The sequence below is a fragment of the Agromyces sp. NPDC058104 genome (assembly GCF_042884835.1).
Taxonomy (GTDB): Bacteria; Actinomycetota; Actinomycetes; order Actinomycetales; family Microbacteriaceae; genus Agromyces.
In genome coordinates, this window is record NZ_JBHVTD010000001.1 from 1,247,887 (window position 1) to 1,264,714 (window position 16,828).

Here is a 16,828-nt window from a genome sequence, read left to right on the forward strand (position 1 = left end):
ACGAACCCGGGGCTTGTGGCCCGTTCTGTTATTGTTCGGCTTGAACATTTCTCTTCTGTTTCACTCTGTGACGCTGTGGTTACATATCTTGTCCCTTGCGCGGTTCGGAGGCAATGGTGGTGTCAGGTATTCGAATGGATGCCTCGCGATTGATCGAACTCGCCGAGTTCGCCGATGCCTCGCCGCGCACGATCGCCGGCGACGTCGCCCGGCTCGTGAACGGCGGCGAACTCGCCGCAGGCGACCGGCTGCCCACCGTGCGCGAGCTCGCCGCCGCGCTGAGCGTCAGTCCCGCGACGATCAGCCAGGCCTGGCAGGCCCTCGCCCGTGCGGGCGTCATCGAGAGCCGCGGCCGCGCCGGCAGCTTCGTGCGCGGCGCCGAGGCGCTGCGACTCGCCCCGCGCATGCGCGGCATGGCCGCCCCCGACGACCCGGTGCGCCTCGACCTCTCGCGCGGCACGCCCGACCCGCTGCTGCTGCCCGCCCTCGGCCCGGCCCTCTCGCGCGTCTCGACACGCGCCGAGACGGGCAGCTACCAGGCCGAACCCGTGATCCCCGCGCTCGCGCGCGCCCTACGCGACTCGTGGCCGAGCGACGCCGAGTCGCTCATGGTCGTCGACGGCGCCCTCGACGCGATCTCGCGCACGCTCGAGGAGCTCGTGCGCTTCGGCGACCGGGTCGTCGTCGAAAGTCCCGGCTTCCCGCCCTTCCTCGACCTGCTCGACGTGCTCGGCGCGGTCGCGGTGCCGGTGCGACTCGACGAGCACGGCATGGTGCCCGAGGCACTCGCCGTCGCCCTGCGCAAGCGGCCCGTGGCCGTGCTGCTGCAGCCGCGGGCGCAGAACCCGACCGGGGCATCCATGACGCCCGAGCGCGCCGAGGCGCTCGCCCGCACCATCGCGAACGCCGAGCGCATCGACGACCTCGTCGTCATCGAGGACGACCACTCGGGCCTCATCTCGATCGAGGGCGACGTCACGCTCGGCACCTGGCTGCCCGGCCGGGTCGTGCACGTGCGCAGCTTCTCGAAGTCGCACGGCCCCGACCTGCGCATCGCCGCCCTCGGCGGGCCGCGCGAGCTCGTCGAGCACATCGCCGGGCGGCGCATGCTCGGACCCGGCTGGACCTCGCGCATGGTGCAGACGATCCTGCTCGACCTGCTCACCGACGGCGCCTCGATCGACGCCGTCACCGAGGCGCGACGGCAGTACTACACGCGCCAGCGCATGCTCGGCGACGCGCTGCGCGAACGGGGCGTCGCCGTGCAGGAGGCCGACGGCATCAACCTCTGGATGCCGGTGCTCGGCGAGCGCTCGGCTCTCGTGCAGCTCGCCGTCGCGGGCATCAGGGTCGCCGCCGGCTCCCCCTTCCTCGCCGCCGCGAACGGCACGGATGCCCCGGGCGCGGGCCGCACGCGACGCCCGGGCGAGTTCGTGCGGGTGACCGTCGGCATGGTGCGCGACGACGTCGACGGGGTGGCCGACGCGCTCGCGACGGCAGCGAAGCACGTCGTGGCGGGCGGGTACTGAGGCCTGAGGCAGGTTCGGCGCGCTGAGGTCGGCTCGAAGCTTCCGCAGCGCGCCGAACCCACCTCCGCGACGGTGGTGCGACCTAGGCTCGGGGCATGGCCCAGCTCGACGACGTGCGACGCATCGCCGCCCGGCTGCCGGGCAGCGAAGAGCGGGCCATGACCGGCGGCGCCGCATGGTTCGTGCGCAACAAGCTCTTCGCGTGGGAGTGCCACCCCTGGCCGAGCATCCCCGAGGACATGCGCGAGGTCATCGCCGCCGAGCTCGTCGTCGGGGTGAAGGTCGGCGACCCCGTCGACGCGCTCGCGCTCCGCGAGATGCAGCCCGAGGTGTTCTTGCGCGCGACGACCCGGTGGGGAGAGCCGAAGATCGCGTTCCGCATGGCGGGCATCGCCGACGACCACCTCGAGGAGCTCGTGACCGAGGCGTGGCGTGTACAGGCGCCGAAGTACCTGCGGCGCGAGTTCTTCGGCGACGACGCGTAGGCGCGCCGCTCCACGATTCCATGCGGCATTCGCCGCGCAGTCGAGGCAGACTGGCCCCGTGAGCCAACGCAGCCACGGGTGGGTGCTGCACGTCGACCTCGACCAGTTCATCGCGGCGGTCGAGGTGCTGCGGCGCCCCGAGCTCGCGGGCAAGCCGGTGATCGTCGGCGGTCGGGGCGACCCGAACGAGCGGGCCGTGGTGTCGACCGCCTCGTACGAGGCGCGGGAGTTCGGGGTCGGGTCGGGCATGCCGTTGCGGATCGCGGCGCGCAAGGCGCCCGAGGCGGTCATCCTGCCGGTCGATCACGAGGCGTACACCGCGGCATCCGAGGCGGTGATGGCGACGCTGCGCGCGCAGCCGGGCGCCACCGTGCAGGTACTCGGCTGGGACGAGGCGTTCGTCGGCGTCGAGACCGACGACCCCGAGGCCTACGCGCACGCCGTGCAGGCCGCCGTGCTCGAGCGCACGAGGCTGCACTGCAGCGTGGGCATCGGCGACACGCTCGTGCGAGCCAAGGTCGCGACGGGGTTCGGCAAGCCGCAGGGCGTGTTCCGACTGACGGCCCAGAACTGGCTCGAAGTCATGGGCGGCCGCCCGACGATCGAGATGTGGGGCATCGGCTCGAAGATCTCTCGACGTCTGGCCGCGCTCGGCATCACCACGATCGGCGAGCTCGCCGCCGCAGACCCCGAGTCCGCGGGGCTCATGGCCGAGTTCGGCCCGCGCATGGGCCCCTGGTACGCCCAGCTCGGCCGGGGCGAAGGTGCGCGCGTCGTCGACGACACCCCCTGGGTCGCGCGCGGCCACAGCCGCGAGACGACCTATCAGCACGATCTCGTCGAGGCGTCCGAGATCGAGGGGGCGATCCGCGAGCTGGCCTCGCAGGTGCTCGCGGATGTCGCGGCCGAGGGCCGCCCGGTCGTCGGCCTCGCACTCAAGGTGAGGTACGCGCCGTTCATCACGAAGACCTTCACGAAGAAGATCGCCGAGACGGGCGACCACGAGGTCGTGCTCGCCCGCATGCTTGAGCTCGCGAACCGCATCGAACCCGGCCGGCCGGTGCGGCTGCTCGGCCTGCGCGCCGAGATGCGCATGCCCGACGAGGCGCGCGACGGGCACACGCCGACCCGCAGCGGGTGGTGAGCGAACGCCGCATGCCAGACTCGCGGCATGACGGACCGCGATCGCCCGCCGGCCCCCGGCGCTGACTCGCCCGCCCCGCCCCCGGCCGGCACGGCGAGGCGCGCCATGCACCTGCTCCGGCGCATCCCGGTGACGATCTCGGTGCTGCTCGTCCTCGTCGTCGCCGGCCTCCTGAGCGGCGGCTTCACGAGCCCGAGCGACCAGGCCCCCTGGTACGAGACCTTCGCCTACGGCCTGCCCTCCTTCGCCGACGGCCGGTGGTACACCGTCGCCACGGGTACGGTGCTCGTCGCAGTGCCGCCGGGGTACCTGCTGATCCTGCCGCTCGCCGCGCTGGGGCTCGGCTGGCTCGAGCTGCGACGCGGATCGGGCGTCACCGCCGCGACCTTCCTGATCGGGCAGGCGGTCGCCGTCATCGGCACCGCGTTCATCGTCGCCGGGTTCGCGGCGTTCGGCTCGCCGTGGGCCGACGAACTCGCGACGCAGCTCGACGTCGGCGCCTCGGGCGGCGTGTTCGCCGCGATCACGATGGCGGCGTTCTCGCTGCGCTCGCCGTGGGCGGGACGCGTGCTGCTCATCGTGTTCGCCGTGGTCACGATCGGGGTGCTCTTCATCGGCACGCTCGCCGACATCGAGCACGCCGTCGCCGTCGTCGCCGTGATGCTCGTGCAGGCGCGCGCGTTCAGCCGCCCGACGCTGCGCGAGCAGCGCTTCATCACGTGGACCGTGCTGCTCGCGGTCGGGGCTGCGCAGGTCATCCTCGTGCTCGTGCCGGCCTTCGGGCCGTTCGGCGCGAGCGACCCGGGCGGCGCCCAGTTCGTCGACGTCGCGATCGATGCGGTGATCGTGCTGCTGCTCGCCGACGGGCTGCGCCGGGGCATCCGGCTCGCTTGGATCGGCGCCGTCGTGCTGGGCGCCCTCAACGTGCTCGGCGGCGTCCTCGCCTTCCTCCTGCTGACCCTGCTCGACGCGCTCGGCTCCGACTCGGACGCCGCCGCGCTCGCCGACTCGGAATCGCGCGACGCGCTCACGCTCGCGATCACGACCTCGGTGCTCTGGCTCGGCATCCTCATCTGGCTCGTGATCACCCGGCACGCCTACCGCGCGCGGCTGCGCCGCCGCCTGCCCGGCGCCCGCGACGCGCAGAGCCCCGGCGCCCTCATCGAGACCGCGCGCGAGCTGATCCGCGAGACGGGCGGCGGCCCGCTGTCGTGGATGGCGACGTGGCCCGACAACCGCATCTTCCTCGGCTCCGACCCCGCGACCGCGGTGGCGTACCAGACGCACCAGGGCGTCGCGATCGCCCTCTCCGACCCGATCGCCCCCGACGGCCGCGTCGGCGAGACGCTCGTCGAGTTCCTCGACACGGTCGAGCGCGCCGGCTTCACGCCGTGCGTGTTCGGCGCGACCGAGCGGGCGCGAGCCGTGATCCCCGAGGGGTGGCGTGCCGTGCAGATCGCCGAGGACACGATCGTCGACCTGCCGGGGCTCGAGTTCACCGGCAAGGCGTGGTCGCCCGCGCGGCAGGCGCTCAATCGCGCCGAGCGCGAGGACGTCGCCTTCCGTATGGGCGCCCTCGCGCAGCAATCACGGCGGGTGCGTGCGCAGGTCGACGAGATCTCGGCGCAGTGGGTCGGCGAGAAGGAGCTGCCCGAGATGCGCTTCACCCTCGGCACCGTCGACGAGGCCCTCGACCCCGAGGTGCGCATGGCGTTCGCCGAGCGCGACGGGCAGCTCGAGGGGTTCCTCAGCTGGCTGCCGGTGTACGGCGCCGACGGGGCGGTCACCGGGTGGACGCTCGACCTCATGCGACGGCGGGCGGGCGGCACCTTCCCCGCCGTCATGGAGTTCCTGATCGCGTCCTCGGCGCTCGCGTTCCGCGATGAGGGGGCGGCGTTCCTCTCGCTCTCGGGCGCGCCGCTCGCCCGCTCGACGCCGGCGTCGGCCGATGAGCTGAGCCCGATCGACGGCTGGCTCGACCACCTCGGAGCGATGCTCGAACCGGCGTACGGCTTCCGTTCGCTGCACCGGTTCAAGCAGAAGTTCCGGCCGCGGGCCGAGCCGCTCTACCTGCTCTTCGCCGACGAGGGCGATCTGGCGCGCATCGGGCTCGCGCTCGCGCGCGCCTACCTGCCGGATGCCTCGATGCCCGAGCTCGTGCGCATGGGGGCGTCGCTCACCCGCTGAGCGCACGGCTAGCGTGGGAACCGTGAAGATCACGGTGCTCGCCGGCGGAGTCGGCGGTTCGAAGTTCGTGCGGGGCGTCCGCGAGGAGTGCGCGCGGCGGTGGCCGAGCGCCGACGGCGAGGCCGGGGCATCCGGCGCCGAGATCACGGTGGTCGTGAACACCGGCGACGACCTCTGGCTCTCGGGCGTGCGCCTCATGCCCGACTTCGATTCGCTGCTCTACGCGCTCGCGGGCGTCAACGACACCGAGCGCGGCTGGGGTCGCGCCGGCGAGACCGAGCGGGTCGCGGCCGAGCTGCGCGAGTGGGGCGTCGGCTGGCCGTGGTTCACCCTCGGCGACCTCGACCTCGGCACCCACCTCGCCCGCACCTCGTGGCTTCGCGAGGGTCTGACGCCGTCGCAGATCGGCGAGCGGCTGCAGCAGCGCTGGCCGCTCGGCGTCCGGCTCATCCCGGCGACCGACACCGAGGTCGACACCTGGGTGCGCGTCGCCGACGCCGAGGCGCCCGGCGGCGAGCGCGAGATGCACTTCCAGGAGTGGTGGACCCGCCACCGCGCGGCCCTGCCCGCACTCGCGTTCACGCAGCGCAACCTCGACCGTGCGTGCCCGGCGCCGGGCGTCGTCGAGACGATCGCCGAGGCCGACGTCGTGCTCGTCGCCCCGTCGAACCCGGTCGTCTCGATCGGCACGATCCTCTCGATCCCGGGCATCCGCGAGGCGCTCGCGGCGACCGCGGCCCCGGTCGTGGGGGTCTCGCCGATCATCGGCGGCAAGGTCGTGCGCGGCATGGCCGACGTGTGCCTCCCGGTGATCGGCGTCGAGACGAGCGCCGAGGGCGTGGGTCTGCACTACGGCGCGCGATCGGCCGGCGGCCTGCTCGACGCGTGGCTCGTCGACGAGACGGATGCCTCGGCCCTCGCCCCGCTCGGCGAGGCCGGCCTGATCGCCGCGGCCGCCCCGCTCTGGATGCGCGACCTCGACACCTCGGCCGCCCTCGCCGGCGCCGCGCTCGACCTGGCGGAGTCGGTCGGGTAGTCCGGCCGGGCCGGCTTCCGCTCGTTCGCTGCTCGAGCAGCTCGACTTCGCGGCCTCGAGGCAGTCACTGGGTGAGGACTCGAACGGGGAGCTCCCTCGGCGAAGGTGTGGTCGTGTGGTCATGTGGTCGCGAGCCGTGTGGTCGTGTGGCCATGTGGTCCTGCGCGCTGAGGGATCGACTCGCCCGCGCGGCGAGTCGCAGGAGCATCCGACCCGAGCGTGACGCCATCTCGGCGTGCCGCCCGAATCGTCCTGCGACTCGCCGCATCAGGAAGCGGCGGTCGAGCGGATCAGGGTTCGGCGACCCATTCGACGAGCTGCCAGATGAGGCCGTTGGGATCGGCGAACTGGCAGTAGCGCTCGCCCCAGGGCTCGGTCTCGGGCGGCGTCACGACGCGGGCGCCGGCCGCCTCGATCCGTGCGAACTCCTCGTCGAGGCGTTCGACGACGAACACGAGCAGGAGTCCCTGGCCGGCGCTCCCGGCGATCTCGCCCGGCTTGAAGGTCGACAGCCCCGTAGCGAGGAAGATCAGGTTGGTGCTCGAGGCGGCGTGCGTGAGCGAGACGAACCCGTCGGCGGCCATCGCCTCCTCGTAGCCGAAGTGCGCCTTCGCGAAGCCCGCCGAGGCCTCGACGTCGGGCACGTTGAGCGAGACGGCGGTCTGGGTGATGTTCATGGAGTCTCCCGTCGAGTTATCTCTGTACGTTGTATAGTTCAATGTACAACGTACAGTTATAGCGGATGTTCCCGAGGAGGTCCCGCCTTGCCCGAATCACTGCTCGACCTCCTCTGGCGCGACCGCGCTGCCGCGCCGACCGGCCGCCGCGGCCCCAAGGCGCGCCACACGACCACCGAGGTCGTCGCGACGGCGATCGCCCTCGCCGACGAGAGCGGCCTCGGCGCAGTCACCGTGCGCGCGCTCGCGCAGCGGCTCGAGTTGACGCCGATGTCGGTCTACACGCACGTCAACAGCCGCGACGACCTGCTCGTGCTGATGGCCGACCAGGCGCACGCGCAGATGGCGTCGACGCCGTTCGGACGTGCGGCCTGGCGCACGAACGTGCGCCGCGTCGCCGCCGACAACCTCGCGCTGCTCCGCGCGCATCCCTGGCTGCTCGACGTCGACGACCCGCGAACGGCCCTCGGCCCGGGCACCATCGCGAAGTACGACCGCGAGTTGCATGCCTTCGACGGCACCTCGCTCGGGGACGTCGCGCGCGATGCCGCGCTGACCTTCGTGCTCGACTTCACCCGCTCGGCGGCGGACAGGCTCGTCGAGCGGCCGACGACCGGGGAGTTCGGCGAGCTCTGGGCGCAGTCGACGGCGGGCCTCGCCGCCCACCTCGGCGACGACCACCCGCTCGCCCAGCGGGTCGGGCGGGCTGCGGGCGAGGCGATGGGCGGCCCGTACGATGCCGAGCGAGCCTGGGAGTTCGGTCTCGCCCGGGTCATCGCGGGGCTCGCCGACCTCGAGGGCATCGACCCGGCCCCGCATCTCGGCTGACATCGTGGGAACCGGATCGCCTCGACCGGACATACAGGTATGGCAGGGCACTCGACTGCGACCCCCAGCAGGCGGAAAGGAACCGACGATGACTCCACCCGGGCCGACCGATCCCGAGGCACGACCGATCGAGCCGACCAAGCCGATCGACTTCACGGACTTCCTCCCCGACCCGGCCGATGAGCCGACGGGCTGAGCGGTGCGTCGACGCCTCGAACGTGCCGGATCGAGACGCAGCGTTGAGTCGACCGCGCACGCTCGCGCCGCTCGTCGTCGCCTGCACGCTCATTCCGCTCCTGGCCGGATGCACCCCCGGAGATCCAGCGGCCACGGCCGCGACCGCCGCGACCACATCGCCGCCCGTGCTCGAGCTGACCGACGCCGAGGCGTGTGAGCAGCTGAGCGCGCCGATGTCGATGATCTTCAACGCGCAGGTGGCACCCGAGGGCGCGATGAGCGCCGAGACCGCGGGTGGTCTCTACTCCACGGCGTCGTGGGAGTTGAGACGCATCGACGCCGCGCTCGACGATTCCGAACTCGACGCCCCGGTCACGAGACTGGGTGAGGCGGCCACGACGATGAGCGCGCGCGTGGAGGCCTCGAGCGACCCGGCGAGCTGGGCGGACCAGCTCGAGAAGATCGAGACCGCCAACCAGGAGATCACCGCCGCGTGCAACGCAGCGGGCACCGAGCTCGTCGTTCTCGGCTGGTACGGCGGGTGAACTCGCACACTGGTTGAGGTCGCCGGTGTACGGCAGCATTGACGCGTGATCGCGATCGTGGCGCTCGCACTCGGTGCGGCACTGGCGTACGGCATCGCCGACTTCCTCGGCGGGGTCGCTGCGCGGCGTTCCACCGTGTTCGCCTCGACGACGGTGAACTACGTGTTCGCCGCGGCGCTCCTCGTGGTCGCCGTCGCACTGACCGGCGGAGTCTGGTCGACGCAGGCCGTCGTGGGCGGGCTCGTCGCCGGAGCCCTCGCGCTCGTGGGCTTCCTCGCCTTCTTCGCGGCGCTCGCCGCGGGGCCGATCTCGCTCGTGGCGCCCGTCATCGGACTGCTGAGCTCGGCGGTGCCCGTCGCGTCCGCGGTCGTGCTCGGCGACCGCCTGAGCCCCATCGCCTGGGCCGCCATCGCGATCGCCGTGGTCGGCGGAGTGCTCATCGGCATGGAGCACCGTGTGAGCGTCGCGGGCCTGAGCGCCCGCACCGTCGTCTTCACCGTGAGCGCGGGACTCGGGTTCGGCTTCGCGACGGTCGCACTCGACCGCGTGCCCGCCGACGCCGGGCTGGTCCCGGTGCTCCTCGACTCGGGCCTCGGCGCCGCGGGCCTGCTCGCCGCGGCCGCGCTCCGACCGTTCAGCGGTGGGCTGCGCCGGCTGCTCGCGCTGCTCGACCCTCCGACCCCCGCCACCGAGCCCGGGTCCGAGCCCGGGTCCGAGCCCGAGTCCGAGCCCGGGTCCGAGCCCGACCTCTCGCCCCAGGCCATGTCCGCGCCCGCCCCCTCCCCCGTGCCGACGACCATGCGCTCCCGCCTGATCACCCCGGCGTTCCTGCTCGCGGCGACCGCCGGCATCCTGACCGGGATCGCGAACGTGCTGCTCATGCTCGGCCTGCACGCCGGCTCGGTCGCGGTCGTCGCCGTGCTCACGAACCTGTACCCGCTCGCGACGATGGTGCTCGCCTGGATCGTGCTGCGCGAACGCCTCTCGCGTGTGCAGCTGCTGGGCGCCCTCTTCGCGCTCGCAGCCTCGGTGCTGCTCGGCCTCGCCTGAACCCGCTGTCAAGCCCGTTGCCGTGCGGGCGGCGCCCTGCGAGCGTGGCAGGAACGAGATCCGACGAGCAACAACACGAGATCCGACGAGCACGACGAGCAATCCGACGAGCAGGAGGCTGCCATGACCTCGATGAACGATCCCGAGACGACCGCCGACACGGAGGCGCGGCGAGCCGCCGACGAGCGCGCCGAGCGGCAGACCCTCCGCGAGGAGGAGCGCACCGGCGAACACCGCGGCGACGAGGAGCGCAGCCTCGAGGAGCGCGAGTCGGCCGCCACGCCGGGTGCCCCCGGCAACGACGAGCCGATGAGCGACTCGACCGACGGCGGGCTCTCGGGCGGCGACCCCGGCGTCGAGGAGTGAACCGGCGCGGCCGATCGAGCCGGCGGGCCGGCCGGGACTGCCGGCCCGCTACGGGATGTAGTCGACCAAGCCCTGCGGCCCGACCGCCGCACGGTACCGCTCCACGAGTTCGCGCCACCCCGCCTCGGGCGTGAACTCGTGCGCGTGGACCGCCTCGGTGAAGTGCCACAGCAGGTACGGGTGCGTGCCGAGCGCGTACAGCGCCGCGTAGTCACGCGCGGCGAACGCCGCCCGCTCGGCATCGGTCAGCGAGCGGTCGTCGGTCGCGGCCTCGGGTCCGGGGGCGGCCCCGAGCCATCCCTCGACGTACGCGGCCGGGTCGGCGACGTAGGCGGCGACCCGCTCGTCGCTCAGCTCGACCCAGCGCATGAACTTGTCGACCATGTACTTCGTCATCGTGTGCTCCACAGGAAGAACGGGCTCGACGCGAAGCGCGACTCGGCCACGTCGACGAAGTCGGCGGGCCGCCCGCCCATCGCGGCGAGCGCGGTGATCGCGTTGAGGTACTGGTAGGTCATGCAGCCGGCGTCGAGCAGGCGCTCGAAGTCGCTGCAGACTCGTATCGCGCCGTCGAGGTCGCCGTCGCGCATCCATTCGGCGGCGGCGCGGTCGAACTCTGGGTCGGGCGAGCCCGCGAAGGTGCGCGGGCCGCCGACGTCGTTGGCCATGTGGCCCGAGGTCAGCAGGGCGACGCGGGCGTCGGAATCCCATGACGAGATCGCCTGCCGCACGTGCTCGCCGAGGGCGATGAACCTCCGCACCGAGGGCACGGGCGGCATCGACGCGTTCGTGTGGATCGGCACGACCGGCAGGTCGAGCTCGGGCCTGACGTATTGCAGTGGGATGACGAAGCTGTGGTCGAGGCGCCACTCGAGGCTCACCGAGAGGTCGATCGTCTCGGGGAGCACCGTGCGACCCGTGAGCTCGTCGGCGAGCTCGCGGTGCCCGGCGACCTCGACGTAATCCATGCCGAAGGTGCGCACCTCGTTCTCCCACGTGCCGTGGTACGACTCCGCCTTGCCGACGACGAACGCCGGCGAGTTGTCGTAGAAGAACTGCCGCAGGTGGTCGGTGCCGATGACGACGATCGCGTCGAGCTCGTGCTCGGCGAACGCCCGTCGGATGTGGGCGAAGCCCGCGGCGACGCCGGCGAGGTCGTCCGGCATGGGATTGCGCATCGAGCGCCAGAGCAGCGGGTTGTGCGGCGTGGCGGCCGCGAGCACGAGTTCGGCCATGTCGTCCTCTCAGATTCCGAACAGCTTGCGGGCGTTGTCGAGCAGGATCTTCTGCCGCGACTCGGGCTTGAACGGCAGCTCGGCGAACTCGTCCATCCACCGGTCGACGGTCATCACGGGCCAGTCCGATCCGAACAGCACGCGGTCGGTGATGAGCGAGTCGGCGTAGCGCACGACCTCGGGCGGCAGGTACTTCGGCGCCCACCCCGAGAGGTCGAGGTAGACGTTCGACTTGTGCCACACCATCGCGAGGTTCTCGAGGTGCCAGGGCCAGGCCGGGTGGGCGCTGATGATCTTGAGCTCGGGGAACTCGGCCGCGACGTCGTCGAGGTAGGGAATCGGCCGGGCGTTCTCGAGCCGGTACCCGCCGCCGCCGGGGGTGCCTGCCCCGGCGCCCGGGAATCCCGAGTGGAACATCACGACGAGCCCGAGCTCGGTGCACGCCTCCCAGATCGGGAAGAAGCGGCGGTCGTTCGGCAGGAACTTCTGCCGCGAGGCGTTCAGCTCGCCGACGCCCGCGATGCCGTACTCGGCGTGCATGCGGCGGATCTCGGCGATCGCCGCCTCGCCCTTCCACGGGTCGATGCCCGCGAACGACAGGAACACGTCGGGGTGGTCGAGCTGCGCTCTGCCCAGCAGGTCGTTCGGCGCCCCCTTGATGCCCGAGGTCGTCTCGGAGTCGGAGTTCACGATGACCGCCATCATCTTGCGCTGGCGGTACTGGTCGGCCTGCTCGGCGAACGAGACCGCGGGCCGCTCGCGCCCGAAGTGCTTCGCCATCTGCTGGTGGCGCTTGCCCATCGCGGCAAGGAACTCCTCGGTCTGGGGGTGGGTGTGCACGTCGATCGCGACGAGCTCGTCGGGGCGGGTCATGCGCGGCTCCCTTCGGTGACGGTGACGGTGCCGGTGTCGAATTCGATGAGCTCGGATGCTCCGCCGAGCAGTTCGGCGTCGTGCTCGCCGAGCCCGGGGGCGGCGTGGATCGTCGGGCGTCCGCTGCGGCTGAACCGCGTGCTCGGCACGGGAACCCGCAGGGCCGTGCCGTCGTGTCCGGTGATCTCCTCGACGAGGTCCATCGCCGCGATCTGCGGGTCGTCGAACAGCTCGGCGACCGTGTTGAGCGGCCCGTGCGGGATGTCGTGGGCGGCGAGTCGATCGAGCCAGTACTGCCGAGGCATCCGCGCCGTGATCGCCTTCAGCTCGACGTCGAGCGCGTCGTAGTTCGCGACCCTCGCCTCGCGGCTCGCGAAGCGGGGGTCCTCGGCGAGCTCGGGGTGCTCGAGCACCTCGAGCAGGCCCGTCCAGAACTTCTCGGGCACCGACATGTGGATGACGAAGGCGCGCCCGTCGGAGCCGCGGCAGGCGTAGGCCTGCGCCCGGCGGGGCCGGGAGTCGGGCCCGGCGACCTGACCGGTCTCGAGGTAGGTCGACGCCGCCTCGGTGAGGAAGTCGATGAGCGAGCCGACCATCGAGACCTCGACGTGCTCGCCGAGGCCCGTCGCGTTGCGGGCGTGCAGCGCCGCGAGCACCGCCTGCGCGGCCTGCATTCCGCTCAGCAGGTCGGAGAACGCGGGGCCGAGCGGACGCAGGATGTGCTCGGGCACGACCTGGCTGTACATGCCGCCGACCGCCGAGATCACCGTGTCGTACGCGGGCCGGGCCGCGTACGGGCCGTCCGCGCCGAAGCCCGTGATCGCGCAGCTCACGAGGCGGGCGTTGCGCTCGCGCAGCACCTCGGGGCCGAAGCCGAGACGCCGGGCGACGCCCGGCCGGAAGTTCTCGATGAGGACGTCGGCGTCGTCGGCGAGGCGCAGCAGCTCGGCGAGGCCGCCCTCGCTCTTGAGGTCGAGCACGACGGCGCGCTTGCCGCGGTTGTACGCCGCGAACTGCGGGCTCATCGTGCCGTGCCCCTCCCAGCGGCGCATGGGGTCGCCGCCCGGCGACTCGACCTTCACGACGTCGGCGCCGAGGTCGGCGAGCAGCTTCGCGGCGTAGGGCCCCGAGATGTACTGGCCGAGTTCGACGACGCGGATGCCCGCGAGCGGGCCGACCTGTTCAGCTGACATCGATGATCACCTTTCCTGGGGGCGAGTCGGCGAAGCCGCGGTAGGCGCGGCCGATCTCGGCGAGCGGGTGGCGGACGCCGACGAGCGGGGCGACCGCACCCGACGCCACGAGGTCGAGCGCGCGCCGCACCTGGGCGTAATCGGCGCTCGCGACCCCGATGAGGCGCTTGCGGCGCAGGTAGAACTCGAGGGTGTCGAGCTCGAGCGTGCGATCCGAGACGGCGGCGCAGAACACCGCCCGTCCGCCCCAGGCGAGCGCGGCGACCCCGGCACCGAGCGTCGGCCCGTGGCCGCTGACGTCGATGACGACATCGAATCCGGCGGGGTGGCGCTCTGCGAGCTGCGCGCGGAGCGCGGAGGCATCCGTCGCGGCGATGCTCGTGACCCCCTCGGGCAGCTCGGAAGCCTCGAGCGATGAGCGCGACGCGGCGACGACCTCGGCGCCGAAGTGCGCCGCGAGCGCCGTCGCGGCGCGCCCCAGCGTGCCGCCGGCGCCCGTGACGAGCACGCGGTCGCCCGCGACGACCCCCGCGGTCTCGATCGCGTTGAGCACGATGGGCAGGCTGTGCACCGCGGCGGTCGCGATGGCGGCGGGGATGCCCCCGCGGGCGAGGGCGTTCTTCGCGGGCACGGCGACGAGCTCGGCCGCGCCGCCGTCGCGGTGCACGCCGACGACCGTCTGCGCGGGGCAGTCGGCCTCACGACCGCGAGCGCACGCCGCGCACGCGCCGCACGCGATGTTCGGCTTCACGACGACGGGCTCGCCGAGGCGAGCGGGGTCGACGCCCCGGCCGACGGCGACGACGACGCCCGCGGCGTCGAGTCCGAGCACGCGGGGCAGCTTGGCGGCCGCGCCGGGGCCGCGCCCCGCGATGACGTTGAGGTCGAGCTGGTTCACGCCCACTGTCTCGACGCGCACGAGCACCTCGCCCGGGGCGGGGGCCGGATCAGGGTGCTCGACGACGTCGAGCCCATCGACCCCGTGGCTCGAGAGAACCGCTGCGCGCACCGCCTGCCTCCCTCCCTCGTCGTCGAGCCGCGGGCCGTCTCCGCGATGTCTCCGGAAACGGTACCCATGCCTCCGGTGAACGGGCTAGCGCTCTGCCATGCCCAATCGGCTCTGGGTTATGCCTCTTCGCCGCCGAATCTCACCCGGCTCTGGACAAAACCATAGACACTTCCACCCGTTTTGGATACCGTATCCAGCAATTCGCGATGAGGCGAACGCTCCACGGGAGCCTCAGCGCACCACCCGTCAGGAACGGAGCATCATGCGCAGATCCATCCCCCGCTCGGGCCGCGCGGCGATCGTCGCCGTGGCATCCCTCGCGCTGCTCGCCGGCTGCGCCGCATCGAGCGGTGCCGACCCGGCCGAACCCGTCGAGCTCGCCGCCGGCGAGCCCGGCGCGGCAGAGGACACCGACATCACGGTGGCCATCCCATTCCCCGACATCACGATGTACTCGATGTACGTGCTCGCGACCGACCTCGGCTACTACGAGGAGGAGGGCCTCACCGTCGAGGTCATCACCGCCGACAACGTGACCGCGGCCGTCGCCTCGGGCAGCGCCGACATCGGCGTCGAGTCGACCGGCACCGTCATCGAGGCGATCCGCGGCGGCGTCGAGGTCGACCTGGTGAGCGGCCACTACTGCCGCCAGAACTTCGACTTCGCCGTGCAGCCCGACGTCGAGAGCGTCGAGGACCTCGACGGCACCTCGGTCGTGCTCGCCGGCACGCCCGGCGACCCCGCCGAGTTCCAGCGCAAGCGCGTGCTGAAGGAGGAGGGCTGGGACCTCGACACGGTGAACGTCGAGGTCGTCTACCCCGGCCCCGGCTCGGAGTCGTGGACGGAGTTCTTCGTCAACGACAAGATCAGCCTGCAGCCGTTCTACGGCGACGACCGGCCCGCGCTCGAGGAGCACGGCGCCGAGTTCCCCGTCGAGGCGCTGCGCAACTGGGCCAACGACGTGATGGTGTCGGGCAGCTCGTACGTCGCCGAGAACCCCAACACGATGGTGCGGTTCCTGCGCGCGACGCTCAAGGCGACCGACTACATGACCGCGCCCGCGCCCGGCGAGTTCCCCGAGAACGTCGACTCCGTGCTCGACATCTACGAGGCGAACGACTTCGACGTCTCGGCGCTCCGCGGCTCCGACAGCGTCTGGGTGCTCGACGGGCACCTCGCCTGCCAGAACCTGTACTTCGGCACCGAGGCCTGGGACACGACCGTCGAGACGCAGGAGCTCCAGCCCATCGAGTTCGACGAGTCGCAGCTCGTCTACCTCGAGAAGGCGCAGGAGCTGCTCGGACTCGACAACGAGGGGCCCGAGACCCTGCCCTACCCCTGAGGGCGGGCGGCCCCGGGCCGCACCTCGCCTCGCGACTCGAACCTCGCACCGAGAGCCCCCGCCGCAGCGCATGACGGCGGGGGCTCTCGCGCGCCGGACGGGGCGCCGGATGCGGGCTTGATAGCGTCGAACGCGACGAATTCCCACGGAGCTGGAGGACCTGACCGGTGCTGAACCTCGATGCCATCGCAGGCCCCTCGATCACGGAGCGACCCGCGTGACCGGCGTCGACCCTTCGGCGATCACGAACGAACCCGAACGCGATGCCGAGGCGGCCCCGCGGGTCGCGCGGCGTTTCTGGGTCGGCCTCGTCGCCGTCGTCGTCTACGTCGCCTTCGCCGCGGGTGTCGCGAACCTGCTGACGGCGTGGGTCGACCCCGCCGACCCGGCCGCGGCGTACGCGCTGGCGCACGTGCCGGTCCTCATCCCGCTGATCGTCGCCGGCGGGCTGTTCGTCCGCTGGGCCGGATGGAACGCCGACGTCTGGCGGACCCCGAACGCCTTCGAGGTCGCGCCGCGGCGACGATGGATGCTCGTGGTCCCGCTGCTGCTGCTCGTCCAGCCGGTCCTGACCCTCGCCTCCGCCCCGTGGAGCGCGTGGGAGGTCGCGCCGGTGCTGCTCGCGCTCGTCGTCACCGCCATGGTCGGGTTCGGTGAGGAGCTGTACTTCCGCGGCATCCTGCGCGCCTCGCTTCGCGAGAGGCACGGCGAGACCGTCGGCCTGCTCGTCACCTCGATCGCGTTCGGCCTCGCCCACTCGTTCGGCGGCTTCATCCACGGCGAGCCCCTCGGGTTCATCGCCTTCCAGGTGTTCGTCACCGCCCTCGCCGGTGCCGCGTACTACGCCGCCTTCCTCGCGACCGGGCGCCTGTGGGTCCCGATCGTCCTCCACGGGCTCGGTGACTTCTCGCTGCTCATCGGCGGCGGCGGATTCGGCGGTGCGAGCTCGGACGCGGATCCCTCCCCGGCGAACATCGTGATTCAGGCGGTGCTCTGGGGCCTCACCGCGGTCGTGCTCATCAGCTGCATCCGAGGGGACGTCCGCGCCCGGCGGAACCGCACCGCTCGGTGATCGACCCCGCAGGCCGATCGCACGGAGCCGGCCCCCGTCATCGCGCATGAGACGGGGGCCGGCGGTCTCCGGGTCTGGGC

Annotated in this window: 17 protein-coding genes; 11 read left to right on the top strand and 6 right to left on the bottom strand. The window is 72.3% G+C overall.

Going from position 1 to position 16,828, the window contains the following annotated elements; genetic code table 11:
* Positions 1–119: 119 nt before the first annotated feature.
* From ACFVTH_RS05900 to cofD, 5 genes are all read left to right on the top strand, one after another.
* A complete protein-coding gene (locus tag ACFVTH_RS05900) occupies positions 120–1,529 on the top strand; it encodes a PLP-dependent aminotransferase family protein (RefSeq protein ID WP_387087669.1) in 1,410 nt (469 codons plus the stop codon).
* Between the two features lie 95 nt (positions 1,530–1,624).
* Positions 1,625–2,014, top strand: coding sequence for an MmcQ/YjbR family DNA-binding protein (locus ACFVTH_RS05905; protein WP_387087671.1), 390 nt, complete (start codon positions 1,625–1,627; stop codon positions 2,012–2,014).
* Between the two features lie 82 nt (positions 2,015–2,096).
* Positions 2,097–3,158, top strand: coding sequence for a DNA polymerase IV (locus ACFVTH_RS05910; RefSeq protein ID WP_387088753.1), 1,062 nt, complete (start codon positions 2,097–2,099; stop codon positions 3,156–3,158).
* A gap of 27 nt (positions 3,159–3,185) precedes the next feature.
* A complete protein-coding gene (locus ACFVTH_RS05915; RefSeq protein WP_387087674.1) occupies positions 3,186–5,345 on the top strand; it encodes a bifunctional lysylphosphatidylglycerol flippase/synthetase MprF in 2,160 nt (719 codons plus the stop codon).
* Positions 5,346–5,367: 22 nt separating this feature from the next.
* Complete coding sequence (gene cofD, locus ACFVTH_RS05920) at positions 5,368–6,381, top strand: 2-phospho-L-lactate transferase (protein WP_387087677.1); 1,014 nt, start codon at positions 5,368–5,370, stop codon at positions 6,379–6,381.
* 290 nt (positions 6,382–6,671) lie between these two features.
* Here cofD and ACFVTH_RS05925 read toward each other — a convergent pair whose 3' ends face one another.
* Positions 6,672–7,058: a VOC family protein gene (locus ACFVTH_RS05925; RefSeq protein WP_387087680.1), complete on the bottom strand. Its 387-nt coding sequence runs from the start codon at positions 7,056–7,058 to the stop codon at positions 6,672–6,674.
* Positions 7,059–7,145: 87 nt separating this feature from the next.
* Between ACFVTH_RS05925 and ACFVTH_RS05930 the strand changes: the two genes are divergently transcribed.
* The 4 genes from ACFVTH_RS05930 to ACFVTH_RS05945 all read left to right on the top strand — a co-directional run bounded on the left by ACFVTH_RS05930 (position 7,146) and on the right by ACFVTH_RS05945 (position 10,024).
* Positions 7,146–7,886, top strand: coding sequence for a TetR/AcrR family transcriptional regulator (locus ACFVTH_RS05930; RefSeq protein ID WP_387087683.1), 741 nt, complete (start codon positions 7,146–7,148; stop codon positions 7,884–7,886).
* Positions 7,887–8,125: 239 nt separating this feature from the next.
* Positions 8,126–8,608 (top strand): hypothetical protein, encoded by a 483-nt coding sequence (locus ACFVTH_RS05935; RefSeq protein WP_387087686.1) that lies wholly within the window; start codon positions 8,126–8,128, stop codon positions 8,606–8,608.
* 45 nt (positions 8,609–8,653) lie between these two features.
* Entirely contained in the window at positions 8,654–9,658 is a 1,005-nt protein-coding gene (locus ACFVTH_RS05940) for an EamA family transporter (RefSeq protein WP_387087689.1), read from the top strand.
* Positions 9,659–9,781: 123 nt separating this feature from the next.
* Entirely contained in the window at positions 9,782–10,024 is a 243-nt protein-coding gene (locus ACFVTH_RS05945) for a hypothetical protein (protein WP_387087692.1), read from the top strand.
* 48 nt (positions 10,025–10,072) lie between these two features.
* On the opposite strand, the gene ACFVTH_RS05950 is transcribed toward ACFVTH_RS05945, so the two are convergent.
* Genes ACFVTH_RS05950 through ACFVTH_RS05970 form a run of 5 tightly spaced genes read right to left on the bottom strand, consistent with a single transcriptional unit; the run spans position 10,073 to position 14,334 of the window.
* On the bottom strand, positions 10,073–10,420 hold the full coding sequence (locus ACFVTH_RS05950; RefSeq protein WP_387087695.1) for a hypothetical protein: 348 nt from the start codon (positions 10,418–10,420) through the stop codon (positions 10,073–10,075).
* The gene (locus tag ACFVTH_RS05955) at positions 10,417–11,259 is read right to left on the bottom strand and encodes a hypothetical protein (protein WP_387087698.1); all 843 of its coding nucleotides are present in this window, start codon (positions 11,257–11,259) and stop codon (positions 10,417–10,419) included. Before ACFVTH_RS05955 ends, ACFVTH_RS05950 begins: the two co-directional genes overlap by 4 nt.
* Before the next feature lie 9 nt (positions 11,260–11,268).
* Positions 11,269–12,132: an amidohydrolase family protein gene (locus ACFVTH_RS05960; protein WP_387087701.1), complete on the bottom strand. Its 864-nt coding sequence runs from the start codon at positions 12,130–12,132 to the stop codon at positions 11,269–11,271.
* Complete coding sequence (locus ACFVTH_RS05965; protein WP_387087704.1) at positions 12,129–13,325, bottom strand: CaiB/BaiF CoA transferase family protein; 1,197 nt, start codon at positions 13,323–13,325, stop codon at positions 12,129–12,131. Before ACFVTH_RS05965 ends, ACFVTH_RS05960 begins: the two co-directional genes overlap by 4 nt.
* Entirely contained in the window at positions 13,315–14,334 is a 1,020-nt protein-coding gene (locus ACFVTH_RS05970) for an alcohol dehydrogenase catalytic domain-containing protein (protein ID WP_387087707.1), read from the bottom strand. The genes ACFVTH_RS05965 and ACFVTH_RS05970 overlap by 11 nt, the downstream gene beginning before the upstream one ends.
* A 262-nt stretch (positions 14,335–14,596) precedes the next feature.
* On the opposite strand from ACFVTH_RS05970, the gene ACFVTH_RS05975 reads away from it, so the two are divergent.
* Both ACFVTH_RS05975 and ACFVTH_RS05980 read left to right on the top strand, forming a co-directional pair.
* The gene (locus ACFVTH_RS05975) at positions 14,597–15,676 is read left to right on the top strand and encodes an ABC transporter substrate-binding protein (RefSeq protein ID WP_387087710.1); all 1,080 of its coding nucleotides are present in this window, start codon (positions 14,597–14,599) and stop codon (positions 15,674–15,676) included.
* A gap of 217 nt (positions 15,677–15,893) precedes the next feature.
* A complete protein-coding gene (locus tag ACFVTH_RS05980; protein ID WP_387087713.1) occupies positions 15,894–16,748 on the top strand; it encodes a CPBP family intramembrane glutamic endopeptidase in 855 nt (284 codons plus the stop codon).
* The last annotated feature ends 80 nt before the right edge of the window (positions 16,749–16,828 follow it).